This is a genomic window from Streptomyces lincolnensis, assembly GCF_001685355.1.
Classification (GTDB): Bacteria; Actinomycetota; Actinomycetes; order Streptomycetales; family Streptomycetaceae; genus Streptomyces; species Streptomyces lincolnensis.
Window position 1 is genome coordinate 8,486,097 of the sequence record NZ_CP016438.1, and the last position, 24,901, is coordinate 8,510,997.

The 24,901-nt window shown below is 70.9% G+C and carries 20 protein-coding genes; 7 read left to right on the forward strand and 13 right to left on the reverse strand.

What is annotated here, in order from left to right; genetic code table 11:
• Position 1 precedes the first annotated feature (1 nt).
• Together SLINC_RS37435 and SLINC_RS37440 are read right to left on the reverse strand one after the other, a co-directional pair.
• Positions 2 to 1,390: a glycoside hydrolase family 16 protein gene (locus SLINC_RS37435; protein ID WP_067442867.1), complete on the reverse strand. Its 1,389-nt coding sequence runs from the start codon at positions 1,388 to 1,390 to the stop codon at positions 2 to 4.
• A gap of 174 nt (positions 1,391 to 1,564) precedes the next feature.
• Positions 1,565 to 3,676, reverse strand: coding sequence for an MMPL family transporter (locus tag SLINC_RS37440; RefSeq protein WP_067442868.1), 2,112 nt, complete (start codon positions 3,674 to 3,676; stop codon positions 1,565 to 1,567).
• Positions 3,677 to 3,877: 201 nt separating this feature from the next.
• Between SLINC_RS37440 and SLINC_RS37445 the strand changes: the two genes are divergently transcribed.
• Positions 3,878 to 4,285 (forward strand): VOC family protein, encoded by a 408-nt coding sequence (locus SLINC_RS37445; protein WP_067446118.1) that lies wholly within the window; start codon positions 3,878 to 3,880, stop codon positions 4,283 to 4,285.
• A gap of 10 nt (positions 4,286 to 4,295) precedes the next feature.
• On the opposite strand, the gene SLINC_RS37450 is transcribed toward SLINC_RS37445, so the two are convergent.
• The 4 genes from SLINC_RS37450 to SLINC_RS37465 all read right to left on the reverse strand — a co-directional run bounded on the left by SLINC_RS37450 (position 4,296) and on the right by SLINC_RS37465 (position 7,530).
• Entirely contained in the window at positions 4,296 to 4,964 is a 669-nt protein-coding gene (locus SLINC_RS37450; RefSeq protein ID WP_067442869.1) for a response regulator, read from the reverse strand.
• Positions 4,961 to 6,163, reverse strand: a complete 1,203-nt coding sequence (locus SLINC_RS37455; RefSeq protein WP_067442870.1) for a sensor histidine kinase — start codon at positions 6,161 to 6,163, stop codon at positions 4,961 to 4,963. The genes SLINC_RS37450 and SLINC_RS37455 overlap by 4 nt, the downstream gene beginning before the upstream one ends.
• Positions 6,164 to 6,263: 100 nt before the next feature.
• Positions 6,264 to 7,094 (reverse strand): IclR family transcriptional regulator, encoded by an 831-nt coding sequence (locus SLINC_RS37460; RefSeq protein ID WP_079164929.1) that lies wholly within the window; start codon positions 7,092 to 7,094, stop codon positions 6,264 to 6,266.
• 10 nt (positions 7,095 to 7,104) lie between these two features.
• A complete protein-coding gene (locus SLINC_RS37465; protein WP_067442871.1) occupies positions 7,105 to 7,530 on the reverse strand; it encodes a MarR family winged helix-turn-helix transcriptional regulator in 426 nt (141 codons plus the stop codon).
• A gap of 209 nt (positions 7,531 to 7,739) precedes the next feature.
• Here SLINC_RS37465 and SLINC_RS37470 point away from each other — a divergent pair, with 209 nt between their 5' ends.
• Genes SLINC_RS37470 through SLINC_RS37485 form a run of 4 tightly spaced genes read left to right on the forward strand, consistent with a single transcriptional unit; the run spans position 7,740 to position 11,511 of the window.
• Positions 7,740 to 8,657 (forward strand): SDR family NAD(P)-dependent oxidoreductase, encoded by a 918-nt coding sequence (locus SLINC_RS37470; protein WP_067442872.1) that lies wholly within the window; start codon positions 7,740 to 7,742, stop codon positions 8,655 to 8,657.
• A complete protein-coding gene (locus SLINC_RS37475) occupies positions 8,657 to 9,532 on the forward strand; it encodes an amidohydrolase family protein (RefSeq protein WP_067442873.1) in 876 nt (291 codons plus the stop codon). The genes SLINC_RS37470 and SLINC_RS37475 overlap by 1 nt, the downstream gene beginning before the upstream one ends.
• Before the next feature lie 12 nt (positions 9,533 to 9,544).
• Positions 9,545 to 11,047: an acyl-CoA synthetase gene (locus SLINC_RS37480; protein ID WP_067442874.1), complete on the forward strand. Its 1,503-nt coding sequence runs from the start codon at positions 9,545 to 9,547 to the stop codon at positions 11,045 to 11,047.
• Between the two features lie 8 nt (positions 11,048 to 11,055).
• Positions 11,056 to 11,511, forward strand: a complete 456-nt coding sequence (locus tag SLINC_RS37485) for a MaoC family dehydratase (protein ID WP_067442875.1) — start codon at positions 11,056 to 11,058, stop codon at positions 11,509 to 11,511.
• Positions 11,512 to 11,819: 308 nt separating this feature from the next.
• Here the strand turns inward: SLINC_RS37485 and SLINC_RS37490 are convergent, their stop codons facing one another.
• From SLINC_RS37490 to SLINC_RS37520, 7 genes are all read right to left on the reverse strand, one after another.
• A complete protein-coding gene (locus SLINC_RS37490) occupies positions 11,820 to 13,490 on the reverse strand; it encodes a histidinol-phosphatase (protein ID WP_067442876.1) in 1,671 nt (556 codons plus the stop codon).
• Positions 13,491 to 13,510: 20 nt separating this feature from the next.
• Complete coding sequence (locus SLINC_RS37495; protein ID WP_067442877.1) at positions 13,511 to 15,337, reverse strand: LamG-like jellyroll fold domain-containing protein; 1,827 nt, start codon at positions 15,335 to 15,337, stop codon at positions 13,511 to 13,513.
• A 71-nt stretch (positions 15,338 to 15,408) separates the two neighbouring features.
• A complete protein-coding gene (locus SLINC_RS37500; protein ID WP_067442878.1) occupies positions 15,409 to 18,339 on the reverse strand; it encodes a glycoside hydrolase family 2 TIM barrel-domain containing protein in 2,931 nt (976 codons plus the stop codon).
• Entirely contained in the window at positions 18,336 to 19,175 is an 840-nt protein-coding gene (locus SLINC_RS37505) for a carbohydrate ABC transporter permease (RefSeq protein ID WP_067442879.1), read from the reverse strand. The genes SLINC_RS37500 and SLINC_RS37505 overlap by 4 nt, the downstream gene beginning before the upstream one ends.
• 12 nt (positions 19,176 to 19,187) lie before the next feature.
• Entirely contained in the window at positions 19,188 to 20,138 is a 951-nt protein-coding gene (locus tag SLINC_RS37510) for a carbohydrate ABC transporter permease (protein WP_067442880.1), read from the reverse strand.
• On the reverse strand, positions 20,138 to 21,424 hold the full coding sequence (locus SLINC_RS37515; RefSeq protein ID WP_067442881.1) for an extracellular solute-binding protein: 1,287 nt from the start codon (positions 21,422 to 21,424) through the stop codon (positions 20,138 to 20,140). Before SLINC_RS37515 ends, SLINC_RS37510 begins: the two co-directional genes overlap by 1 nt.
• Positions 21,425 to 21,489: 65 nt before the next feature.
• Positions 21,490 to 22,602: a carbohydrate kinase family protein gene (locus SLINC_RS37520; RefSeq protein WP_225988437.1), complete on the reverse strand. Its 1,113-nt coding sequence runs from the start codon at positions 22,600 to 22,602 to the stop codon at positions 21,490 to 21,492.
• A gap of 127 nt (positions 22,603 to 22,729) precedes the next feature.
• Here SLINC_RS37520 and SLINC_RS37525 point away from each other — a divergent pair, with 127 nt between their 5' ends.
• Together SLINC_RS37525 and SLINC_RS37530 are read left to right on the forward strand one after the other, a co-directional pair.
• Positions 22,730 to 23,494, forward strand: coding sequence for a DeoR/GlpR family DNA-binding transcription regulator (locus SLINC_RS37525; RefSeq protein WP_067442882.1), 765 nt, complete (start codon positions 22,730 to 22,732; stop codon positions 23,492 to 23,494).
• Entirely contained in the window at positions 23,491 to 24,828 is a 1,338-nt protein-coding gene (locus tag SLINC_RS37530) for a 6-phospho-beta-glucosidase (RefSeq protein WP_067442883.1), read from the forward strand. Before SLINC_RS37525 ends, SLINC_RS37530 begins: the two co-directional genes overlap by 4 nt.
• Positions 24,829 to 24,901: the final 73 nt, after the last annotated feature.

Genomic DNA, 24,901 nt, shown 5'->3' on the forward strand with positions numbered 1-24,901 from the left:
GTCAGCGCCCGAAGGCGAACCAGTTCACGTTCACGAAGTCGGCCGGCTGACCGCTGGTGAAGGTGAGGTAGACGTCGTGGGTGCCGGTGATCCGGCTGATGTTGGCGGGGACGGTTCTCCAGGACTGCCAGCCGCCGGTGTTGGCGAGGGAGAAGCTGCCGACGGGGGTGGCGGTACGGCTGTCGAGGCGGACCTCGACCAGGCCGCTGACGCCGGCCGGGGCGCCGCTGGCCACGCGGGCGGTGAACTGGGTGGCGCCCGTGGAACCGAAGTTCACACCGCGGAAGTGCGCCCAGTCGCCGTTGGCGAGGGAGCCGATGTTCTGGCCGCCGCCGGTGTCGGAGCTGGCCTCGGTGCTGGTGCCGGACTGGCCGTCGTAGGACTCGGCCTGGATGGGGCTGTAGGCGTCACGGGTGCCGGAGGGCGGGGGCGTGGTACCGCCGCCCCCGGTGGCCGAGAGCACCTGGACGTAGTCGACGACCATGGGGACGCCGGAGCGGGTGTCGGCGTCCAGGCCACCGCCGAAGGCGTCGGGGAAGGCACCGCCCATCGCCACGTTCAGGATGATGAAGAAGCCGTGGTTGGTGGCGTTGGACCAGGTCGTCGCGTCCACCTGGCTCGCGTTGACCGAGTGGAACTGGGTGCCGTCCACGAGGAAGCGGATCGTCTCCGGGGACACCGAGCGGTCCCACTCCATCGTGTAGGTGTGGAACGCGGACTGACAGGTGCTGCCCGGGCAGGTGGTGGAGTTGCCGATGCCCGTCGTCTCGTTGCACGGGCCGCCCGGGTTGACGCCGCAGTGCATCGTGGCCCACACCTGGTTGCGGCCGTGGACGTTCTCCATGATGTCCAGCTCGCCGACGGCGGGCCAGTTGTGGTAGTTGCCCCGGTAGGGTGCGCCCAGCATCCAGAACGCGGGCCAGTAGCCCTCGGCGGGGACGCCGGTGACGTTCGGCATCTGGAGCCGGGCCTCCACGCGCAGTTTGCCGCCGGCCGGGGGCTGGAAGTCGGTGCGGTTGGTCTCGATGCGGCCCGAGGTCCAGCGGCCGGCGGAGTCCCGCAGCGGGGTGATGCGCAGATTGCCGTTGCCGTCGAGTGAGACGTTGCCGGTGCTGTTGGTCATCGTCTCGACCTCGCCGGTGCCCCAGTTGGCGGGGCCGCCCGGATACGAGGTGCCGGTCGCGTACTGCCAGTTGGTGGTGTTGACGCCGGTGCCCGCGGAGCCGTTGAAGTCGTCCAGGAACACCTGCGTCCAGCCGGACGGGGGCGGGGGAGCGGTCGCGTTCGCGGGGAGGGCGGCGGCGCCGGCCACCGCGGCGGCGAGGCCGAACGTGGCCAGCATCGCGGCGAGACCCCGCCGCCGTCTGGGTTTTCCGGAGGTTTCACGCATGGGGGTGCCTTTCGGGTACGGAAAGGTGCGCGGGTCCTTCTAGACTTTGAGAGCACTCTGAGAGCGCTCTCAAAGTGGGCCCAATGTGCTCTCCGTTCCGAAGGCCGTCAATACTTGAAGCAGGTAAAGTCCTTGGGGGGCCGGGAAGTTCACGCCATGAACGGCGCATACGTGCTAAAGCGCGTCGCGGAGCCCGAACCGCTCGTGTGCCCGCCGCAGCGGCCTCGGCGCCCACCAGGCCCGGCGGCCGAGCAGCGCCATCGTCGCCGGGACGAGCAGCATCCGTACGACGGTCGCGTCGATCAGCACGGCCAGGGTCAGGCCGAGGCCGATCTGGAGGATCGGGGAGAAGCCGCCGGTCATGAAGGCGCCGAAGACGACGGCGAGGAGCAGGGCGGCGCAGGTGACGACCCGGCCGGAGCGGCGCAGCCCGGTCACCACGGCCTCCTGGTCGTCCCCCGACCGCTGCCGGGCCTCCCGCATCCGGGCCAGGATGAACAGTTCGTAGTCCATGGCCAGGCCGAAGGCGATCGCGACGATCAGGGGCGGAGCCGTCAGGCTCAGCGCGCCCAGGCCCTCGGCGCCGAGCAGTCCGGCCAGATGGCCGTCCTGGAAGACCCACACCACGACACCGAGCGAGGCGCCCAGACTGAGCAGCGTGGTCGCGATCGTGCGCAGCGGGATCAGCACCGAGCCGGTGAAGGCGAACAGCAGGACGAAGATGCCCGCCAGGACGGTCAGCGCCGCCCAGGGCGCCCGTTCGCCCAGCATCGCGCGGAAGTCGACCAGCCGGGCCGCCACACCGGTCACCTCGACCGGGTCGTCGCCGCGCACCTCCCGGATCCGCTCGACCAGGCCGGTGGCCGCCTTCCCGTCGACGCTGCCGGGCGGCTGGAGCTCCAGGACGGTGTGGCCGCCCGGCAGTGCGCGGGACTCGGCGGTCGGGGACAGCGCGCGGATCCGGTCGGCCGTGGCCGGGTCGGTGCCCGGCTTGAGGACGACGGTCACCGGAGACACCCCGGTGCCCGGCGGGAAGTGCGCGCCCACGGTGTCGTACAACTGCCGTGCCTCGGTGGAGGACGGCAGCTGCCGGGCGTCGCCGATGGCGATCCGCATCCCGGTGACGGGCAGGGCCAGCACCAGCAGGGCCGGTACGACGGTGACCAGGACGGCGATGCGGCGGCGGGTGGCGAAGCGGGCGAGACGGGCGAAGAGGCGGCCCTCCTCGCCCCGGCCCTCCTCGCCTTGGTCCTTCGAGCCTTGGTCCTTCGCGCGTGAAGGGGTGATCTTCCCGCCGAACCTCGTGAGCAGCGCGGGGAGCAGGGTCACCGCGGCCAGCATGTCGATGACGACGACCGCGGCCACCGCCAGGCCCATGCTGCGCAGGAACACGCTGGGGAAGACCAGCAGCCCGGTCAGGCTGACCGCGACGGTGAGCCCGGAGAACAGCACGGTCCGCCCGGCCGCCGCCACGGTGCGGTGCACGGCCTCGACGAGCTCTTCGGCGGACTCGGCGTGCCGTCGTTCCTCGCGGAAGCGGACCAGCATCAACAGGGCGTAGTCCACGGCGAGTCCGAGACCCAGCATGGTGGTGACCTGGATCGCGTACACCGAGATGTCGGTGACCTGGCTGAAGGCGAACAGCGCCAGGAACGCGCCCGCGATCCCGCTGACCGCGATCACCAGGGGCAGCGCGGCCGCGCGCAGTCCGCCGAACACCACGAGCAGCAGGGCGAGAACGACTGGCAGGGAGATCAACTCGGCGTTCTTCACGTCCTCCTGGGCGCGTTCGCCGAGCTGCCTGCCGAGCAGCTCGCCGCCGCTGACATGGACGTCGGGCGCGTCGATCCGCTGGATGCGCGCCGCGGCCGCGTCCGTCGCCTCCTCCTCGGCGTCGTCGCTCAGGCCGCCCTCGAAGGTGACGGGGATGACGAGGGCCTGTCCGTCGCGGGCGACGAGGCCGGGCGTGCCATAGGGGTTCGGTACGGCGGCGACGCCGGCGATCTCGCGGACCTCGGCGACGGTCCGTTCGACCTCGGCGCGCAGGACGGCGTCGGAGACGGACTCGCCGGCGACGACGGCGGTGACGCTCTCGCCGGTCGAGGAGATGCCGGAGAGGTAGTCGTCGGCCATGTCGGACTCGGTGCCGGGCACGTCGGGCACGTCGTCGGAGAGCTTGCCGAAGACGCCCGTCCCGAGCCCGAAACCGAGCAGCAGGAAGACCACCCAGAGGCAGATGACGGTCAGCGGGCGGCGGGTCGCGGCCCCGGCGAGTGTGGAGAGCACGGTCCCTCCCGGGAGTTGACGGTGGACATCGGCCCTCAGCGTCCTGCCGCGGGCGTGGTCGGCGGATCGCCGGGGGGAGCGGTTTCGGGGCCTCCGTCGTACGGGGGAGACGCGGGGGCGACTCGCTCGCGGGAGGGAGGAATGACCGGCACCGGTCGGGAGGTTGAGCTGCTCGACACCCGCGATCCCCATGGAGCACGCATGTCCGACGCACCCGCCGTCCGTGAACTCCGTCTCGTCGTCACGGCGGACGACTACGACGAGGCGCTGCGCTTCTACCGCGACGTCCTCGGCCTGCCCGAACGGGCCGCGTTCTCCTCGCCCGGCGGACGGGTCACCATCCTGGAGGCCGGCCGCGCCACGCTGGAGCTGACCGACCCGAACCACGCCGCCTTCATCGACGAGGTGGAGGTGGGGCGGCGGGTGGCCGGGCCCATCCGGGTGGCGTTCGAGGTGGACGACTCCGAGGCCACGACCCACAGGCTCGCGCAGGCCGGGGCGGAGGTGGTCGCCGAGCCGACCCGCACACCGTGGAACTCCCTCAACTCCCGGCTGGAGGCGCCCGGTTCGCTCCAGCTGACCTTGTTCACGGAGCTGGACGGCGACTGAGGCAGACGGGCTAGGGAGCCCCCGGCGTCACCAGCCCCGTCTCGTACGCGCAGATCACCGCCTGGACCCGGTCCCGCAGCCCCAGCTTGCCGAGCACATTGCTGACGTGGGTCTTCACGGTGTGCTCGCTCACGAAGTGGGTCGTGGCGATCTCGGCGTTGGACAGCCCGCGGGCGAGCATCCGCAGGGTCTCCACCTCGCGGGCGGTGAGGACGTCGAGCCGGTCCGGGGTGACGTCGGAGGCGGCCTCCTCGTGGCGGCGGCGCACGATGTCGGCGACCAGCCGGCGGGTGACGGCCGGGGCGAGGAGGGAGTCGCCGGCGGCGACCACGCGGACCGCGTGCACCAGGTCGTCCCGGCGGACGTCCTTGAGCAGGAAGCCGCTGGCGCCCGCGTACAGGGCCTCGTACACGTACTCGTCCAGGTCGAACGTGGTCAGCATGACCACCTTGCAGGTGGACTGCGCGCACACCCGCCGGGCCGCGTCCAGGCCGTCCATGACGGGCATGCGGATGTCGAGGAGCAGCACGTCGGGTGTGTGCCGCTGGACGGCCGCGACCGCCTCGGCGCCGTCGCCGGCCTCGGCGACCACCTCGATGTCCGGCTGCGCCTCCAGGATCATGCTGAAGCCGCTGCGGACCAGTTCCTGGTCGTCGGCGACGACCACCCGGATGCTCACCCGACGGCCGCCTCCCGGTCGGCGCCGGCCGGCAGGCGTACGACCACCCGGAAGCCGCCGTCCGGGCCGGGGCCGGTCTCGGCGGTGCCCCCGCAGGCGGCGGCCCGTTCCCGCAGACCGATGAGCCCGTGCCCGCCGGGTGAGTGCGCCGGGCCCCGGCCGTCGTCCGTCACCGTGAGTGTCAACTCGTCCCCGCCCCAGTGGAGTTCGACCTGTGCGCAGGAAGCGTACGCGTGCTTCACGGTGTTGGTCAGGGCTTCCTGCACAGCCCGGTAGGCGGCGACCTCGATGTCCGGGGAGAGCCGGCGCGGTTCGCCGGTGACGCTCAGGTCGACGCGCAGGTCGGCCGAGGCGGCGACCTGCCGGATCAGCGCGGGCAGTCCGGCGAGGTCGGGCTGCGGCAGCCGGGCCGTGCCGTTTCTGCGTTCCTCCTCCTTCAATACCCCGAGGATCCGGCGGAGTTGGGCCATCGCGTCCCGTCCGCTCGCCGCGATGGCGTCGAAGGCGGCCTCGGCGCGCGCCGGATCGCTGCGCACCACGACCGGACCGGCCTCGGCCTGGACGACCATCAGGCTGACGGCGTGCGCCAGGATGTCGTGCATGTCCCGGGCGATCCGGGCGCGTTCCTGGGCGATGGCCCGCGCGGTCTCCGCGGCCCGCTCCCGCTCCAGGCGCCGGGCCCGGTTCTCGACCTCGCCGGTGTAGGCGCGCTGGACCCGGGCGAGCATCCCGAGCCCGTAGGCGCAGATCGTGCCGGTCACATGGAAGGCGTACTCGAAGGGCTCGGAGTGTTCCTTGTAGAGCATGGTCAGTACCGACCCGAGCAGCCAGCCGACGAGCATGGTGCGCCGCTGCCGGACCAGGCCCCGGGCGGCCATGGTGTAGAGGACGACCAGTCCGCCGTAGAGCACGTCCGGCGGGGGTGCGTGGTAGACGGCCATCGCGGGGGTGGCCAGCGACACCGCCCAGGCGGAGGTGTACGGGAAGCGGCGCCGCCAGATCAGGGGCACCGCGGTGGCGGCGCCGAGCAGCCAGCCCTGCCAGGTGAGGCGGTCGTCGCCCTCGTCGGGGAACAGCCACTGGAGGGAGGCGGCGAACAGCACGAGAGCGGCGAGCGCGGTGTCGACGACGTACGGGTTGGTCGTCCTCAGGCGGGTGACGACGGGCGCGATCCACGAGGTCCGGGGGAGAGCGGACATGGGCGGCTCCTCAGCGGGGGACCGTCCCAGTATCACGAGGACCCGGCCGCCCGGTCCTCACCGGTACGAGGGATATCCACCGGCGGACAGAGCCTGAGGCCTAGCCGCCACTCGTCTCCGGCTGCCACCCCAGCGCTCGTGAGATCCCGCGCGCCGCGAGCCGCACGGCCGGGATCAGTGCCGGTACCTGGGCGCTCTCCTGGGGGACGACGACCGAGACGGCGGCGACCAGTTGACCGTCCGGGCCGCGGACGGGCGCCGCCACCGACAGGGCGTCGTCTGTGACCTGACGGTCGCTCACCGCCACACCGGAGCGCCGCACCTCTGCCAGGACCCGGCGCAGCCGGCCCGGTTCGGTGATGGTGTACGGCGTGAAGGCGGCGAGAGGGCCGGCGCAGTACTGCTCCTGGAGCGCGGGGTCGCCGTAGGCCAGCAGGGCCAGTCCGACGCCGGTGACGTGCAGGGGCCAGCGGGCGCCGACGCGGATGTGCACGCCGACCGACGAGCGTCCGGCGATCCACTCGATGTAGACCACCTCGGAGCCGTCGCGCACCGCCAGCTGCACGTTCTCGTGCGTGGCCTCGTACAGGTCCTCCAGATACGGCAGCGCGGCCTGCCGCAGCGCCAGTCCGCGCGGGGCGAGAGCCGCGACCTCCCACAGGCGCAGCCCCACGTGGTAGACGCCGGACTCGTCCCGCTCCAGGGCGCCCCAGTCGGTGAGCGCGCCGACCAGGCGGTGGGTGGTGGTCAGGGACAGACCGGCCCGGCGGCTGATGTCGGTCAGGCACAGCGCGGGGTGGTCGTGGTCGAACGCCCCGAGCACCGACAGCAGCCGGTCGGGCGCGGACCGGGCGCCGCCGGAACGCGCGCCGCGCGGCGGCCCGGCACTCGTGCTCCGCACGGCCCGCGGCCGGTCGGCGTCGGTGGTCATCGGCATGGCCTCACCCGAGTCCGGTCTCGGCGATCTTCTGGAGCAGTGAGTGGAGCACATCGCGTTCGGCGGGGTCGAGGGGCAGGAGCAGGTCGTTCGTGACGCGCAGCCCGGCCTCGTCGGTGTCGCGCAGGAAGGCGCGGCCGTCGGCGGTGAGCACGACGATACGGCTGCGCCGGTCGTCGGGGGAGGGGCGGCGCTCGGCGAACCCCAGCTTCTCCAGGTCGTCGACCAGGCCGACGATGGCGCTCGGGTCGTAGCCGAGCCGGGTGCTCAGCTCGCGCTGGAGCGCGCCGTCGGCGCCGGCGAGGAAGCGCAGCACCGCGTAGTGGCGCAGCCGCAGCCCCGATTCCTGGAGGAACGTGTTGAACAGCTGACCCGAGCGCAGGCCGAGGCGGTACAGCAGATAGCCGGTGTCCGCGTGCAGCCCGCGCATCCACGGCTCGTCCGCGTCGATCGGGTTCGGGTTCGTGACGTGCTGGCGTGTGATGGCGGGCTCCCTGCGTTCGGTCCCCGGCGTCGGTGGGACATGGAGATTCCAGCATGACGCACCCGTAGGTCATCAACAACTATTGACGTCAACAATTATTGCTCTTAGCTTCGATCCCGTAGCCCCAGCCGTACCCCATGTGAAGGGACACCGTCGTGCCCAGCATCGATCTCTCCGGCAAGGTCGCCGTCGTCACCGGCAGCGGCCGGGGCCTCGGCCTCGCCTACGCGCACGCCCTGGCCGCCCACGGCGCCTCCGTGGTCGTCAACGACGTCGACGAGGCCGTGGCCGAGCAGGCCGTGAAGTCCCTCACCGAGGCGGGCGGCACAGCCGTCGCCGAGGTCGTCCCGGTCGGCACCACCGAAGCCGCCGACCGGCTCGTGGGCCGCGCCGTCGAGGAGTTCGGCCGGCTCGACATCCTCGTCACCAACGCGGGCATCCTGCGCGACAAGGTCCTGTGGAAGATGACCGACGAGGACTTCGACGCGGTGATCACCACCCACCTCAAGGGCACCTTCACCTGCGCCCGCGCCGCCGCCGTCCGGATGCGCGAGCAGGGCGAGGGCGGCAGCCTGATCCTGGTCGGCTCCCCGGCCGGACAGCGCGGCAACTTCGGGCAGACGAACTACGCCGCCGCCAAGGCCGGCATCGCCGCCTTCGCCCGCACCTGGTCCATGGAGCTGGGCAGGGCCGGCATCACCGTCAACGCGATCGTGCCGGTCGCCGCCACCGCGATGACCGAGACCATCCCCGCCTTCGCCCCCTACATCGAGGCCATGAGGAACGGCGAGCCGCTCCCGGACTTCCTCCGCAAGGGCGAGGGCTTCGGCACCCCCGAGGACTGCGCCGCCCTCGTGCCCTTCCTCGCCTCCGAGGCCGCCCGGGGCATCACGGGCCAGGCGATCGGCATCGGCGGCGACAAGGTGGCACTCTGGTCGCATCCGCAGGAGATCCGCGCGGCCTACGCCGACGGCGGCTGGACCCCCGAATCCCTGGCCGACGCCTTCCCCACGTCGGTCGGCGCCGAACTCCAGACGGTCGGCATCCCGGCGCCCAAGCTCCCGGAGGCGTGATGGACCTGGAATCACTGGTCGCCATTGACGTCCACACCCACGCGGAGGTGTCCTCCAAGGGCCACTCCTCGCTGGACGACGACCTGCACGACGCCTCCTCCGCCTACTTCAAGGTCGAGGGCAAGCGGAAGCCCACCCTTGAGGAGACGGCCGCCTACTACCGCGAGCGGAACATGGCCGCCGTGATCTTCACGGTCGACGCCGAGTCCGCGACGGGTACCGCCCCCGTCCCCAACGAGGAGGTCGCCGAGGCCGCCGCCGCCAACGCCGACGTCCTCATCCCCTTCGCCTCCATCGACCCCTTCCGGGGCAAGGCGGGGGTGAAGCAGGCCCGCCGCCTGGTCGAGGAGTACGGGGTGAAGGGCTTCAAGTTCCACCCCAGCATCCAGGGCTTCTTCCCCAACGACCGCTCGGTGGCGTACGACCTGTACGAGGTGATCGAGGAGACCGGCACCATCGCCCTGTTCCACACCGGGCAGACCGGCATCGGCGCCGGCGTGCCCGGCGGGGGCGGGATCCGGCTGAAGTACTCCAACCCGCTGCACGTCGACGACGTCGCCGCCGACTTCCCGCATCTGAAGATCATCCTGGCGCATCCGTCCTTCCCCTGGCAGGACGAGGCCCTCGCGGTAGCCACGCACAAGCCGGGCGTGCACATCGACCTGTCCGGCTGGTCGCCGAAGTACTTCCCGCCGCAGCTGGTGCAGTACGCCAACACGCTGCTGAAGGACAAGGTCCTCTTCGGCTCGGACTTCCCCGTCCTCACCCCGGACCGCTGGCTCGCGGACTTCGCGAAGCTGTCGATCAAGGACGAGGTCCGGCCGAAGATCCTCAAGGAGAACGCCGCCCGTCTGCTCGGGCTGACCAAAACGTAAGGGGCGTCGACGATGCGCAACGAGGGACTGGGGTCGTGGCCCGCTCGGCGGGCCCGCAAGACCCCGCACCGCACCGCCCTGATCCACGGTGACGCGGCGACGGACTACCGCGCCCTGTACGCCCGCACCACCCGCCTCGCCCACGCCCTGCGCGCCCGGGGCGTGCGGCGCGGCGACCGGATCGCCTACCTCGGCCCCAACCACCCGTCCTACCTGGAGACCCTGTTCGCGGCGGGCACGCTCGGCGCGGTCTTCGTCCCCCTCAACACCCGCCTGGCCGGCCCCGAGATCGCCTACCAGCTGGCCGACTCGGGCGCCAAGGCGCTGATCTACGGCCGCGCGTTCCAGGGGCTGGTGGCCGGGCTGCCGGGCGACACGGACGTACGGGCCTACGTCGAGGTCGGCGCCGAGTACGAGCAGGTGCTCGCCGCCGCCAAGGAGGAGCCGATCGACGAGCCGGTCACCGCCGACGACACCTGCCTCATCATGTACACCTCGGGCACGACCGGCCGCCCCAAGGGCGCCATGCTCACCCACGGCAACATCACCTGGAACGCGATCAACGTCCTGGTCGACACCGACCTGATCGCCGACGAACGCGCCCTGGTCTCCGCCCCGTTGTTCCACACCGCCGGGCTGAACATGCTCACGCTCCCGGTGCTCCTCAAGGGCGGCGCCTGCGTCCTGGTCGAGGCCTTCGACCCGGACGCCACCTTCGACCTGATCGAACGCCACCGGATCACCTTCATGTTCGGGGTGCCCACGATGTTCGACCAGATCGCCCGGCATCCGCGCTGGCCGGACGCCGACCTGTCCAGCCTGCGGATCCTGACCTGCGGTGGCTCGCCCGTGCCGACCTCGATGATCGCCGTGTACCAGCGGCGGGACCTGACCTTCATCCAGGGGTACGGCATGACCGAGGCGGCGCCCGGCACGCTGTACCTGGACGCCGAGCACGCCGTCAGCAAGGCGGGCTCGGCCGGGGTGCCGCACTTCTTCAGCGACGTCCGGGTGGTGCGGCCCGACCTCACGGCCGCGGACACCGGCGAGACCGGCGAGGTGATCGTGCGCGGGCCGCACGTCATGCCCGGCTACTGGGGGCTGCCCGAGGAGACGGCGGCGTCCTTCGCGGACGGCTGGTTCCGCAGCGGGGACGCGGCGCGGACCGACGAGGACGGCTACGTCTTCATCGTCGACCGCATCAAGGACATGATCATCTCGGGTGGGGAGAACATCTACCCCGCCGAGATCGAGGACCTGCTCCTCGCCCACCCGGACATCGTCGAGTGCGCGGTCATCGGCGTCCCGGACGACAAGTGGGGCGAGGTGCCGCGCGCGGTCGTCGTGCCCCGCGAGGGTGCCGCCCCCGATCCGGACGCGGTGCTGGCCCACCTGTCCGGACGGCTCGCCAAGTACAAGATCCCCAAGTCGGTGGTGATCGCGGACGAACTCCCGCGCACCGCCTCCGGAAAGCTCCTCAAGTCCCGGGTGCGCAAGCGCTACGGCAACAGTTAAGGAACCCCATGAGCCTCACCGTGAACGGCCTCGACGAACTGAAGAAGCTCGCCGGCGGCGACCTCGGCACCAGCGAGTGGATCGAGGTGACCCAGGAGCGGATCAACACCTTCGCCGACGCCACCGGCGACCACCAGTGGATCCACGTCGACCCGGAGAAGGCGGCCGAGGGGCCGTTCGGCGCGCCGATCGCCCACGGCTACCTCACCCTCTCCCTGTTCATCCCGCTGTTCACCGAACTCCTCGACGTCCAGGGCGTCACCACGAAGGTCAACTACGGCCTGAACAAGGTGCGTTTCCCCGCCCCGGTCAAGGTCGGCTCGCGGATCCGCCTGGTCGCGAAGCTGGCCGAGGTCGAGGACGTGCCGGGCGGCGTGCAGGTCGCCGTCGACGGCACGATCGAGATCGAGGGCGGCGCCAAGCCGGCGGCGGTGCTCCAGAGCCTGTCGCGCTTCTACGCGTAAGCGCTCCGCTGGGGGTGCGGCGATATGTCGTTGGACGTCTGCCGCGCCGTCGTGGCTTGTCGCGCAGTTCCCCGCGCCCCTTTGGGGGCGCCACCCTCGCCGGTACGAATGGACGGCTGCCGGAGGCGAGCCCGCGGTACAGCAGTGTGCCGTCCGCGCGGCTCGCCAGTCCCTGCCCGCCGCCGAGGGTGTGCGTGTACGCCGTGCCGGTCTCGGCCCAGCGGGGATCACCCGCGGCGGACGCGGTGCCCCCGCGCCCAGCGCGAGGGCGCCCGCTCAGCAGGCCGGAGCACCAAGGTGACGCTTCATCAGGCACCTGCCACGTCGACGAAGACGGGGTTGGAATAGAACCACGTGTCGGCCCACGGGTCACCGTTTCCGGGCTCGTGGGGAACCGGCCCGTGCGGGTCGACCGAGGCGCCGAGATACCCGGCCCCGTGCCGGTTGCCGTCGCTGCCGCGCAGCCGGACGTAGAAGGACTCGTCCCCGGCGGTCAGCGGGACGCGCAGCGTGTACGTGCCGGTGCGGCCGGACACGTCCTTGGTCCGGACGACCTTGGTGTCGGGCGCCTTCCAGGCATCCCGGTCGGCGGCCCGCCCGCGCACCGCGCCCCGGATCACGTCCACGTGCGCCAACTCGGGCAGGATTCCCTGGGGGTTGGCCCGGGAGGCGGTCGTCACCGTCACGTACAGCGTGATCCGTTCGCCCTTGCGGACCCGCAGCCGCCCGCCCAGCGTGACCCCGCGGCCGGCGTCGCAGTCCCGCTTCAGCCGTACGTCGAGGCCGTCCAGCAGGTGCCCGTGGTCCAGCCAGACCCGGCCCGCCCGCATGCCCTGCATGACGGCGCGGTAGCCGTAGCGGGTCACGCCGACGTGGGTGCGGCTGAACTCGCCGGGCCAGAAGTCGCTGCCGGGCTGCGCGGTGTCGGTGTTCACCGGGTCGGGCAGCTTGCCGGTGCTGTCGAAGTTCTGCCCGGCCGGCCAGTCGCCGTTCTTCCAGGTGTCGAAGACGGTGCGGTGGTTGTCGGAGTTGGTGGTGATCGAGAACAGGCTGCCTTCGGCCAGCATCGAGTCCCACAGTCCGCCGACCGTCGCGGTCGCCCAGTCGAAACCGCCGTACGTGAGGTAGGCGTCCGCCGGATAGCCCGCCCACGACTGCGCGGACGGCTTGTTCTCGTACTCACCCCGGATCGAGGTGGCACCGCGCCAGCCGGGGATCGCCGCGCCCTGGGCGCCGGGCGCGCCCTCCATGCCGATCATGATCTCGGGGGCGGCGTCCCGCCAGTTGCGCATCTCGTGCGGGGAGTCGATGCCGAGGCGCAGCGGGTGGTTGGCCAGGACGAGGACGTCGTCGACGTAACCCGAACGGCGCTGCTCGGCCAGCCACTTGATGGCCTTGACGGCGTGCGCCTCGTTGCGGGCGGTGTCCGCGTCGGCGGCGCCGCCCTTGTCGTAGCCGAGCAGCTTGCCGTCGTAGGCCAGCTCGAACCGGGTGAGCAGGTCGACCTCGTGGGGGCCGGGGGCGGCGAAGACCGTGCAGTGCTCGGCGGCCGGGATGTACCACTCCAGGCCCTGGAAGATCAGCTGACGGGGGTTGGCGGCCCGGGCCTTGAGGATCTCCTGGTGCTCCAGCGCGGCACCGTAGCGGGCGTGGCCGAAGTTGGAGTGCTCGTTGAACACCATCCAGTCCAGGCCGTACCGGGCGGCGGCCCTGGCCTGCTGGGCGAACGTGTACTTGGCGTCGTGGCTGTACACGGAGTGGACGTGGTGGTCGCCGACGAGATAGGCGAGGCGCGGATCGCTGCCGCCGAACCCGCGCCCGGAGGCGGCGAGCGCGGGCGTGGCCGCCGACCCCAGGGCGAAGGCGGCGCCGAACAGGCCCGCGCGGCGCAGGAGTCCGCGTCTGGACATGCCCTGGGCGTCGAGGTCGGCGGGGGAGACGGACGGATCGGCCCAGGCGGGCAGTTGCTGCTGGGTCATGGTGGGCATCCTCGAAGAGGTCAGTGGGTCATGAAGGACGTGACGGGAAGCGCCCGTTCGACGATTCGGACGTCGCCGAGCCGGCCGTGGAAGATCTGGTCGATCTTGTCGGCGTAGGTGTAGCCGCCCAGCAGCCACGGCAGCCCGACCGAGGTGATCCCGACGGCCGTGGCCTTCGGATTGCGGACCACCGGGCAGCCCTGGACGTACAGCGTGGTGTGCCGGCCGTCGTTGACCACCGCGAGGTGCCACCAGGTCTCCAGCGGCGTCTCCTGGCCCCAGTTGGTGGCGATGCCCTGCTGGTTGAGCGGGCGCATGGCCCACTGCGGCTCGCGGTCGTTCGACAGCGAGAGGGTGGCCAGCGGCTCGTCGGGGTCGTCGCCGGTCTTGCCCGCGGCCCCGCCCGTGCCGGAGCGGCCGACCAGTCCGGACCAGGCGTTGTGGTCGGGATCCCAGTCGGCGGGCAGGCGGTAGAACGCCTCGATGGTGTAACCGTTCCTGAACGTCGCCGAGTTCAGGGGTGCCTTGTCGACCGTGCGCAGATAGGCGCCCTTCAGCGGCGATTTGAACCCCTGGAACTCCAGGCTGCCGTGGCCGGGCTGGTCGGGGTGGTGGTCGGCGGACCAGCCGAGTGAACCGCCGCCGACCGACACCTGGGTCAGGTCGTTGCCGCGCCCGGACAGGTCGCGCACGGTGCCGCTCACGGCCGAGTCGAAGCGCCAGTAGGCGACCGTCCCCGGGATCAGCATCTTCGAGGCAGGGCGCGCGGGGCGCGCGGGCACCGGGGCGAAGCCGGAGAAGCGCGCGGCGAAGTCGATCTCCACCGAGAACCGGTCGGCATCCCCGCTCAGCTCGATCTCCTGCCGCTCCAGCTCGTTGAGCCCCTTCGCGGCCCGGCCCAGGATCCACGGCGAGACCGTCTCCACGTCGATCACGCCACGGTCGAGCTCGAAGCGGTACAGGCGGATCATGGCCGCCCCGCCGAAGTACCGGTTCTGATAGTTCGTCAGATGCAGGTGGACGTCGTTGCCCGCCGTGTTCTTGCGTGTCGCCCGCCCGGCGGGCCAGTAGTGCCCGTTGAGGGTGAGGAAGATCTGGTCGTGGTCCTTGATCAGCTGGTCCCACAGCTGCTGCCCGTACGCCGACAGGGTGTCGTCCTCGACGACCAGCTCGTGCGTGGTGAGGATCACCGGCGTCCTCGGGTGCGCGGCCAGGACCTCCTTCGCCCAGGCGTAGCCCTTGTCCGACAGCCGCCAGTCCAGCGCGAGCACCATCCACTCCCGGCCGCCGGCCTTGAAGAGGTGGAAGGTGTTGTAGCCGTCCGGGGAGGCCCCGCCGAAGGTCTTGCGCCCCTTGAACCGGTCGGGGCCGAAGGTGTCCAGGTAGGGCGTGGAGCCGCGCTGGTCGGTGGTCGAGGACTTCACGTCGTGGTTGCCCGCCAGCACGCTGTAGCCGACACCGCGCCGGTCCAGCAGCCGGAACGCCTCGCCGATCGCGGCGAATTCGGCCTCGGCGCCGTTCTGCGTGAGGTCGCCGAGGTGCGAGAGGAAGACGAGGTTCTCTTCCCTGCCATGCTCCAGCAGATAGCGCAGCGACGCCTCGACGGGCGCCTTGTCGATGCTCGGCCCGTCGAAGAGGTACTGGGTGTCGGGCATGACGGCGAGCGTGAAGCGCCGGCTGTCCGGGTTCGGCCGCCGGCCGCCCGACACGGCTTCGGCGGTCGCCGGCAGCGCGATCCCCGCGGTGGCGGCGGCGCCCAGCAGCGCGGTGGCTCTGAGGAAACTGCGCCGCCCGGCGCCGGCCTGCGCGGCCTCGGTCAGGTCGTCGTGGTCATGCGAAGTACACACGGGTGCTCCGTAACGAAGAACAGGAAGAAGAGAAGGGGAGAAAGAGAGGAGGAGAGAAAGAGAGGGAGGGATCAGAGGGCGCGGAGAGTCCAGCTCCAGCGGTGGACGCCCGGCGAGACCAGATACGACGGTGAGGTGTCGGGGCCGCAGGACGCCGTGCCCAGACCACGGTGGGCCGCGTCGATGTGCACCACGCAGCCGGCCCGCGGCACGAGTTCGTCGTGGTGGGCCACCGCCGTCAGGTCACCCGCCCGGTACCGGGTCACACCGACCTGGCGGGGTTCGTCCAGGACGACCGTCAGACCGGTGGCGTCCGGCGCCGACAGTGTGAAGTGACGTACGCCGTGTCGCCCGCCGCTCTCCTGCGGACGCAGATAGGGGGTGAACAACTCGTCCACGGGCACGGAGTGATGGCCGACGGGGGCACCGAAGGCGCGGTCCGGGTACGACTCCCAGGGGCCCTGCCCGTACCACTCCATCAGGTCGAGACCGGCGATCGTCTCGAACACCGAGCCGACCCGGGCCACATCGGTGAACGCGTCGGGCAGTTCGGCCGACTCCTCGATGTGGATGCCGCCCTCGACCGGGGTGAAGACCTGCACATGCCGGACGACACCCGCCTCGGCGGCGTGCTCGGCGTGCACGGTCACCCGGCCGTCCGCCCGGTGGCGCACGTCCGTGACCTTGCGCACCAGCGCGTCGAGCCCCCAGGCCCGCCAACGTGGCCCCATGCCTCCGAGCTCGTCGTTGTCGGTGGGCGCCCGCCACAGCGAGAGGGCGGGGGCGGCGGTGAGCAGGGGGTGGACCAGCAGCCCGTCCGTGTCGACCTCGACGCGCCCGCGGGGCACCGGCAGGGGCGGCCGTGCGGGAGCCGCGGCCCGCAGCCGCACCTGCGGCAGACACACCACCGTGCCGCGCGGCGCCCACGGCTCGTCGCGGGCGGTCGTCACCCGCAGGGTCAGCCAGGCCTCCCCGCCGCCCTCGGGCAGCTCGAACGGCAGCGGCACCGCCGCCGTCTGCCCCGGACACAGGTCGGGCAGCTCGGCCGGAGCGGTCAGCCGGCCACCGTCGGCCAGGGACAGCTCCCACTCGCCGGACAGCCAGTCCAGGCCGCGGAAGTGCTGGTGGTTGCCGAGGACGATGCCCTCGTGCCGGAAGCATTCGATGCGCACCGGCGCCGCGAGCTCCCGGTGCTCGTACATCACCGGCTTGGGCGTGCGGTCCGGGAAGACCACGCCGTCCGCGATGAACGCCCCGTCGTGGATCGGCTCGCCGAAGTCGCCGCCGTAGGCCCAGCGATGGCCGGGGGCGGCGACACCGTTGTCATGGAGTCCGACGCCCCCACGTCCGACCGGTCTTGCGTCGCTCACGCGTTGGAGGATTCCGTGGTCCCAGAACTCCCAGATGAACCCGCCCTGAAGTCCAGGGGTGGACTCGATGGCAGCCCAGTGGTCGGCCAGTGTGCCGTTGCTGTTGCCCATGGCGTGCGAGTACTCGCACCAGATCAGCGGCCTGGTCTGCCGTCCGGACAGCGCGTGCTCCACGCACTCCTCCAGCGAGGCGTACATGGGGCAGGCGAGGTCGGAGGCGTCGTCGGTCGCTGCCCAGTCCAGCTTGGCGGCCCCCTCGTACTGGACCGGCCGCGTCGGGTCGTGGCGGCGCAGCCAGCCGGCCGCCGCGTCGTGGTTCGCGCCGTAGTCGGACTCGTTGCCCAGCGACCAGATGATCACGCAGGGGTGGTTCTTGTCCCGCAGCGCCATCCGTGAGACCCGGTCCACGAAGGCGTTCAGATAGCGCGGGTCGTCGGCGATCTCGTGGGCGTGGTCGTGGGACTCGACGGTCGCCTCGTCGACCACGTAGAACCCGAGCTCGTCGGCGAGGTCGTACACGGACGGGTCGTTCGGGTAGTGGGAGGTGCGGATCGCGTTGAATCCGAAACGCTTGAGCAGCACCAGGTCGGCGCGCATGTCCTCGTACGTCACCGTCCGCCCGGTCAGCGGATGGAAGTCGTGCCGGTTCACGCCCCGCACGAAGATCCGCTCGCCGTTGACCAGCAGGTCCCGCCCGACGATCTCGACGTCCCGGAAGCCGACGCGGTGGCGGGAGGTGTCGGCGACGGTGCCGTCGGCGCGGTGCAGCCGGACGCTCAGGCCGTACAGCTCGGGTGTCTCGGCGTTCCAGGTGCGCACGTCGGGGACGGTGGCCGTGAGCCGCGCCTCGCCGAGGAAGTCGGAGACCCGCTCGTCCTCGGCGTTGGCCCGGTCGAACCCGGTGTCCTGGGTCAGCAGCCGGCCCTCCAGCTCGCCGCTGACGTACCACCCCTCGGGCAGCGCACCGCCCGTGTCGCGCACCCGGCAGTCGACCCGCAGTTCCCCGTACCGCCCGGCCCGCACGGTCACGTCCGCGAGATGCAGCGCCTCGGTCGCGTACAGCAGCACCGAGCGCGTGAGGCCCCCGTGCCACCACTGGTCCTGGTCCTCGATGTGCGAGGCGTCCGACCACTTGACGACCGTGAGGCGCAGCGTGCTCGGCGAGCCGGGAGCGAGAAGGTGCGTCAGATCGAACTCGGCCGCCAGATGGGAGTCCTTGGAGACACCGACGGGCCGCCCGTCCACGTGCACCAGCAGCACGCTCTCGGCGGCCCCGACCTGGAGCACGATCCGGCGCCCGGCCCACTCTGCGGGGACGTCCACCTCACGCTCGTAGACGCCCGTGGGGTTCGCAGCGGGGGAGTGGGGCGGGAACTCGGGGAACGGCATCCGCACATTGGTGTACTGCGGCAGGTCGTCGGTGCCCTGGGTCGTCCAGGCACCGGGGACGTACGCCGAGGACCAGGAGCCGCCGACCGGCGCGTCCGGAGTGGACAGCAGCTGGAAACGCCAGTCGCCGTCCAGGGGGAGTGCTCCGGAGCGCCGGTCGACGGCGTTCATGGGCAGCCGCCCCCAGGAGGTCACCTCGGGTGCCTCCCAGGGGCGCAGGGCCGACAGCGGATCGCCGGTCATCCGCGGACGGCTCCCTTCGCGAGGTCGCCGATGATCTGCTTGGCGCCGATCGCGAACACGATGAGCAGCGGGATGAGGGCGAGCAGGGCGCCGGTCATCACGATGCCGTAGTCGGTGGTGCCGTGGGTGCCGTTGAGCTGGGACAGCGCGACCTGGAGGGTCACGTTGTTCGGGTTGGTGAGGGCGATCAGGGGCCAGGCGAAGTCGTTCCACTGGCCCATGAAGGTGAAGATGCCGAGGAAGGCGAGGCCGGGGCGGACCACCGGCAGCGCCACGTGCCAGTACTGGCGCAGGAAGTTCGCGCCGTCCAGCCTGGAGGCGTCCAGCAGTTCGTCGTGGATGGCGGTCTTCATGTACTGGCGCATCCAGAAGATGCCGAAGGCGTTGGCGGCCGCCGGCACGATCAGCGCGGTCATCGAGCCGATCCAGCCGATCTTCGCCATGACGACGAACTGCGGGATGACCGACAGCTGCGCCGGCACCATGAAGATGACCATGAGCAGCCCGAACAGCACGTTCTTGCCGGGGAACTCGAACTTGGCGAAGACGAAGGCGGCGAGCGAGTCGAAGAGCAGGACCAGGAAGGTCACCGACGTGGCGACCAGCAGCGAGTTCCACATCGACCCGAAGAAGTCGATGGCGTCGAAGAGGTTGCGGACGTTCTCCAGGAAGTGCGTGCCCGGCAGCAGCTTCGGCGGGTAGGAGAAGATCTCCGACGAGCTGTGCGTCGACATGATCACGGCCCAGTAGAACGGGAAGGCCGAGATCAGAGTGCCGATGATCAGCGGGAGGTGCAGCGCGATCCCTCTGCGGCGGGACCCCTTGATGGAAGACATGGTGGGCCCTTCCTATTCGCCACGGCGCTGCACGAGGCGCCAGTTGATGATCGAGAAGAGCACGACGACGAGGAAGATGCCCCAGGCCACCGCGGCTCCGTACCCGAAGTCGTTGTTGTCGAAGGTCTGCTGGAAGAAGTAGAGGACCATCGTCTGGCCCGAGTGGCCCGGACCGCCCGCGAACGTCGAGTCGTTGGACGAGGTCTGGAGCAGGACCTGTGGTTCGGAGAAGCTCTGGAGGCCCGTGACCGTCGAGACGACGAGCACGAACAGCAGCGTGGGCCGCAGCAGCGGCAGCGTGATCCGGAAGAAGGTCTGGATCGGGCCGGCGCCGTCCACGCGCGCCGCCTCGTACAGCTCGCTCGGGATGGTCTGGAGTCCGGCGAGGAAGATGATGGCGTTGTAGCCGGTCCACTGCCAGGTCATCAGGGCCGCGATGGTGATCTTGATGCCCCACGGGGTGTTCAGCCAGGCCACCTGGTCGATCCCCACCGCGTTCAGGACGGCGTTCACCATGCCGGCGTTGGTGGAGAAGATCGAGCCGAAGACGATCGCGATCGCGACGACCGAGGTGACGTTCGGCAGGAAGTACGCGACCCGGTACAGGCCCTTGAGCCGGACCGCGGAGTTGAGCATCACGGCCGTGACCATCGCCAGGAGGATCATGGGGAAGGTGGCCAGTGCCCAGATGATGAGCGTGTTGCCGATCGAGTTCCAGAAGTCGCTGTCGCTCAGCAGGTACTGGTACTGCGAGAGCCCGGCCCACTCCATCGAGCCGAGGCCGTCCCAGCGGTGGAAGGACAGATAGAACGAGAAGCCGACCGGGAACAGGCCGAAGCCGAGGAAGATCAGGTAGAAGGGGGAGATCGCGGCGTAGAGGTGCCAGTACTTGCGCCAGCCCTTCTTGGGCTGCGTCGGGGAGGGCTGCGCCACCGCGGGCGGGGTGTGTTCGAGGACGGCCATCAGTAGCTCACCCCCAGGTGCTTCGCGATGCGCCGGCACTTGCTCATGGCGTCACTCCAGGCCTTCTTGGGGTCCTTGCCGAGGACACCGACGTTCTTGATCTCGTCCTTGAGGGGCTGCCCGAGCGCGATGTCGAACGGGCTGTTGTAGGCGACCACGATCTTCTGCGCGGCCGGCCCGAAGACGTCGGTCGTGACCTGGCCGCCGAAGAAGTCGTCCTGCTCCTGCATCGGCTTCAGGCCGTAGGAGGCGGGCGTGGAGGGGAAGAGGCCCGCGTCGACGTAACCCTGCGCCTGGTTGGAGGCGTTGAGCATCCAGGTGATGATCTCGAAGGCGCGCTCGGGCTCCCGGCATGCCTTGGTGATCGACAGGAACGAGCCGCCGCTGTTGGCGGGCCGCACGGGCATCTGCGCCACCCGCCACCGGCCCTTGGTCTTCGGCACGCCGTTCTTGATGTCGAAGCTGGCCCAGGAGGCGTTCAGCTGGCTCGGCAGCTTGCCGTCCTGAATGGCCGACAGCTGGTCCGGAGTACCGCTGACCAGGTCCGAGACGATCCTGCGCTGCTTGGCCTCCACGGCGAGCGCCCAGGCCCGGCGGACGTGCTCCTGGTCGCCGATGAAGTGGCGGTCCTTGTCGACGTACCGCTTCGCGCCCTGCTGCACGACGTTCTCGAAGACGGAGTTGATGTCGGTGAGCAGCTTGGCGCCCGGGACGCGCTTGCCGAGTTGCACGCCCGCGTCGAAGAACTTCTCCCAGGTGTTCAGTCCGCTCGACACGTCGTCGGGCTCGTACGGCAGCCCCGCCCTGCGGAAGACCTCGAACTGGTAGTAGTGCGCGACCGGACCGCAGTCGATCGGGAAGCCGACCATCGTGCCGTCGTCGGCGATGCCCTGGTCCCACTTCCAGGACAGGTACTGGCCGCGGTACTTCTCCGCGCCCAGCGTCCGCAGATCGATGAACTGGTCCGCGTTCGGCAGGTAGGCGGCCATGTCCTCGCCCTTGAGCCCCGCGATGTCGGGGATGTGGGCCTGGCCGGTGATGGTGGTGATGAGCTTGGAGCGGTACTGACCGCCGATCTGGATGGCCTCCAGGTCGACCGAGCGGTCGTAGCGGGCCTTGGCGTTCTTGACGACGGTGTCGCTCAGACCACCGCTCCAGTACCACAGGACCATGTTCCGGCCGGTCGAACCGGTCGGAACGGCACAGCCGGATGCCAGGCCGCCCAGGGCCGTGGCGGCCGTACCGGCCAGGCCCGCGCGGAGCAGGCCTCTTCGTGAGAGCCGCACAGCTCCCACCGCCTTTCGGATCTTTTCGGGACGTGCGTACGAGGGGTTTGTGGGGGGGCTTGCGATCAGTGCTGCCGTGCGGTGTCGGCTGGGGCGACGGGGAGGTGCGGCGTCGGTGGGGCGACGGGTGCGTGCTCGGCCGAGGGGGTGGGCGGCGCGAGAGGGGGCCGGGCCGGTGGGGTGACCGGCGCGTGCTGGAGAGGCGTTCCCACGTCCGCCGGGAGACGGTCGGCCAGGAAGCCGTAGGTCCGCTTCAGGTCGGGGTCCGTCAGCGAGCGCCACCAGCGGTCGACGCCGTACCAGCCGGGGGCCGCCAGGGCGCCCCCGTGGTGCCGCACGGACAGTCCGGCGCACAGAACGGCGAACCTGAGCCGCTCCTCCAGTGGCCAGCCGCCGAGCGAGGCCGCGACGAAGCTCGCGCCGAAGACGTCACCGGCACCCGTCGCGTCCAGGACGTCGACGGCCAGGGCCGGGACGTCCGCGTACTCGCCGGTCGTCTGGTCGACGGCGACCGCGCCGTCCCCGCCCCGCGTGACCACGGCGACCGGCACCAGTTCGGAGAGCGTGCCGAGCGCCGCGACCGCGCTGTCGGTGCGGGTGTAGGCCATCGCCTCGGTCTCGTTGGGGAGGAAGGCGTGGCACAGGGAGAGCTGGTCCAGGAGGTCCGTGGACCACCGCTGGGTGGGGTCCCAGCCGACGTCGGCGTAGATCTGCGTGCCGTTCGCGGCGGCTTTGGAGATCCAGGCGCGCGGTTCGGCCTCCAGATGCACCAGGGCGGTGCGCGCCTCGGGCGGGTCGCCCATCAGCGTGTCCTGGGAGTACGGCGGTTCCTGGCCGTGGGTGATCAGGGCCCGGTCGGAGCCGTACGCGACGGAGACGGTGACGGGGGTGTGCCAGCCGTCCGCGACGCGGGAGAGCGAGAGGTCGACGCCTTCCTGGCCGGCCAGGATCTCCTGGCAGTAGGCGCCGTAGAAGTCGTCGCCGAAGACCGTGGACAGGGAGGTGCGCAGGCCGAAGCGGGAGGCGGCGACCGCGAGGTTGGCGATGCCGCCCGGGCCGCAGCCCATGCCGTCCGTCCAGATCTCCTCACCCGGTGTCGGCGGCCTGCCCAGACCCGTCAGGACGAGGTCGTAGAAGAGCAGCCCGGTCAGCAGCACCTCGGGCCGGTCGTCATCCACGTGAGCACCTCTCGTCAAAACGCGTCAATTTCGATGACCGGAATCGTGCGCCGCTTGGCGACATTGGTCAATACCTAAGCAGAAGTGAGCATGGAAATGATTGAAGATGACGAGTAGTGTTCACGGCGTGCTGGCTGAACGACGACACCAACTCATCCTGCGGGCCCTGCGCTCGGGCGGTCCCGCGGCCGTGACCGACCTCTCCGAGCAGCTCGGTGTGAGCCCCGCCACCATTCGGCGTGACCTCGTCAAGCTGGAGGAGGACGGGATGCTCACCCGGGTCCACGGCGGCGCGGTCATGGAGGACGGCGACCAGCCGTTCGCCGAGGTCGCCGAGGTCAGGGTGGCCGAGAAGGACGCCATAGCCGCCCGGGCCGCCGCACTGGTCGCCGACGGACAGTCGGTGCTGCTCGACATCGGCACCACCGCCTACCGACTGGCCCGGCAGCTGCACGGCCGCCGCCTTACCGTGATCACCAGCAACCTGGTGGTCTACGAGGAACTCGCCGACGACGAGGGCATCGAGCTGGTGCTGCTCGGCGGCATGGTCCGCCGCGAGTACCGCTCCCTGGTCGGTTTCCTCACCGAGGACAACCTGCGCCAGCTGCACACCGACTGGCTCTTCCTCGGCACCAGTGGAGTGCGCCCCGGTGGGCAGGTGATGGACACGACGGTCGTCGAGGTGCCGGTCAAGCGCGCCATGATCAAGGCGAGCGACAAGGTCGTCCTCCTCGCCGACCAGGCGAAGTTCCCGGGCACGGGCATGGCGAAGGTCTGCGGTCCGGAGGACCTGGACGTGGTGGTGACGAACGCGCCGGTCGACGCGGCGACCCGCTCCTCCCTGGAGGAGGCGGGCGTCGAGGTGGTCCTGGCAGGAAAGGCTCAAGCGTGAAACTGACGATTCTTGGCGGCGGCGGCTTCCGGGTCCCGCTCGTGTACGGGGCGCTGCTGACGGACCGCGGCGAGGGCCGGGTGACCCAGGTCGTCCTGCACGACCTCGACGCCGGACGGCTCTCCGCGGTCGGCCGCGTCCTGGCCGAACAGGCGGCCGCCGTCGCCGATGCCCCCACGGTGACGACCACGACCGACCTCGACGAGGCCCTGCGCGGCGCCGACTTCATCTTCTCGGCGATCCGCGTGGGCGGTCTCCAGGGCCGCGCCAACGACGAGAAGGTCGCGCTCGACGAGGGTGTGCTCGGTCAGGAGACGGTCGGCGCGGGCGGCATCGCCTACGGCCTGAGGACCGTCCCGGTCGCCGTCGACATCGCCCGCCGGGTGGCCCGGCTCGCCCCCGACGCCTGGGTCATCAACTTCACCAACCCGGCGGGCCTGGTCACCGAGGCCATGTCCCGCCACCTCGGCGACCGCGTCATCGGCATCTGCGACTCACCCGTGGGCCTCGGCCGCCGGATCGCCCGCGTGCTCGGCGCCAACCCCGACGAGGCCTGGATCGACTACGTCGGCCTCAACCACCTCGGCTGGGTGCGCGGCCTGAAGATCGCGGGCCGGGACGAGCTGCCGCGGCTGCTGGCCGACGCCGATCTGCTCGGCTCCTTCGAGGAGGGCAAGCTCTTCGGCGTCGACTGGCTCCAGTCCCTGGGCGCGATCCCCAACGAGTACCTGCACTACTACTACTTCAACCGTGAGGCGGTCCGCGCCTACCAGCAGGTCGAGAAGACCCGCGGCGCCTTCCTCGCCGACCAGCAGGCCCGGTTCTACGAGGAGATGCGCCGCCCCGACGCCGCCGCCCTGACGGCCTGGGACCGCACCCGCGCCGAGCGCGAGGCCACCTACATGTCGGAGAACCGGGAGACCGCCGGCGCGGGCGAACGCGACGCCGACGACCTCTCCGGCGGCTACGAGAAGGTCGCCCTCGCCCTGATGCGGGCCATCGCCCGCGACGAGCGCACCACCCTGATCCTCAACGTCCGCAACCAGGGCACCCTCTCGGTGCTCGACACGGACGCCGTCATCGAGGTCCCCTGCCTGGTCGACGCCAACGGCGCTCACCCGGTCTCCGTCGCTCCGCTGCCCGACCACGCCACCGGCCTGGTCTGCTCGGTCAAGGCGGTCGAGCGGGAGGTGCTGGCCGCGGCCGAGTCCGGGGCCCGGACGACGGCCGTGAAGGCGTTCGCACTGCACCCGCTGGTGGACTCGGTGGGCGTGGCCCGCAAGCTGGTCGAGGGGTACACCTCGGTGCACCCGGGCCTGGCGTACCTTAAGTAGCACTCTCGTCAGAAAGCGCTTTCTGTGCTGTCTGGCTCCCTCTCTCTGAAGCTTCGCTCCCTCCTGGAGACCT

Bases quoted from the DNA above. Each gene is read 5' to 3' on its own strand.
- SLINC_RS37465 (WP_067442871.1), bottom strand. From the start codon at position 7,530: ATGCGCGGGCTGCACGCGGACACCGGCTATCTGCTGTACCGCCTCGGC.
- SLINC_RS37460 (WP_079164929.1), bottom strand. From the start codon at position 7,094: ATGACCACCGACGCCGACCGGCCGCGGGCCGTGCGGAGCACGAGTGCC.
- SLINC_RS37500 (WP_067442878.1), bottom strand. From the start codon at position 18,339: ATGACCGGCGATCCGCTGTCGGCCCTGCGCCCCTGGGAGGCACCCGAG.
- SLINC_RS37455 (WP_067442870.1), bottom strand. From the start codon at position 6,163: ATGTCCGCTCTCCCCCGGACCTCGTGGATCGCGCCCGTCGTCACCCGC.
- SLINC_RS37445 (WP_067446118.1), top strand. From the start codon at position 3,878: ATGTCCGACGCACCCGCCGTCCGTGAACTCCGTCTCGTCGTCACGGCG.
- SLINC_RS37435 (WP_067442867.1), bottom strand. From the start codon at position 1,390: ATGCGTGAAACCTCCGGAAAACCCAGACGGCGGCGGGGTCTCGCCGCG.
- SLINC_RS37485 (WP_067442875.1), top strand. From the start codon at position 11,056: ATGAGCCTCACCGTGAACGGCCTCGACGAACTGAAGAAGCTCGCCGGC.
- SLINC_RS37480 (WP_067442874.1), top strand. From the start codon at position 9,545: ATGCGCAACGAGGGACTGGGGTCGTGGCCCGCTCGGCGGGCCCGCAAG.
- SLINC_RS37490 (WP_067442876.1), bottom strand. From the start codon at position 13,490: ATGACCCAGCAGCAACTGCCCGCCTGGGCCGATCCGTCCGTCTCCCCC.
- SLINC_RS37475 (WP_067442873.1), top strand. From the start codon at position 8,657: ATGGACCTGGAATCACTGGTCGCCATTGACGTCCACACCCACGCGGAG.
- SLINC_RS37505 (WP_067442879.1), bottom strand. From the start codon at position 19,175: ATGTCTTCCATCAAGGGGTCCCGCCGCAGAGGGATCGCGCTGCACCTC.
- SLINC_RS37510 (WP_067442880.1), bottom strand. From the start codon at position 20,138: ATGGCCGTCCTCGAACACACCCCGCCCGCGGTGGCGCAGCCCTCCCCG.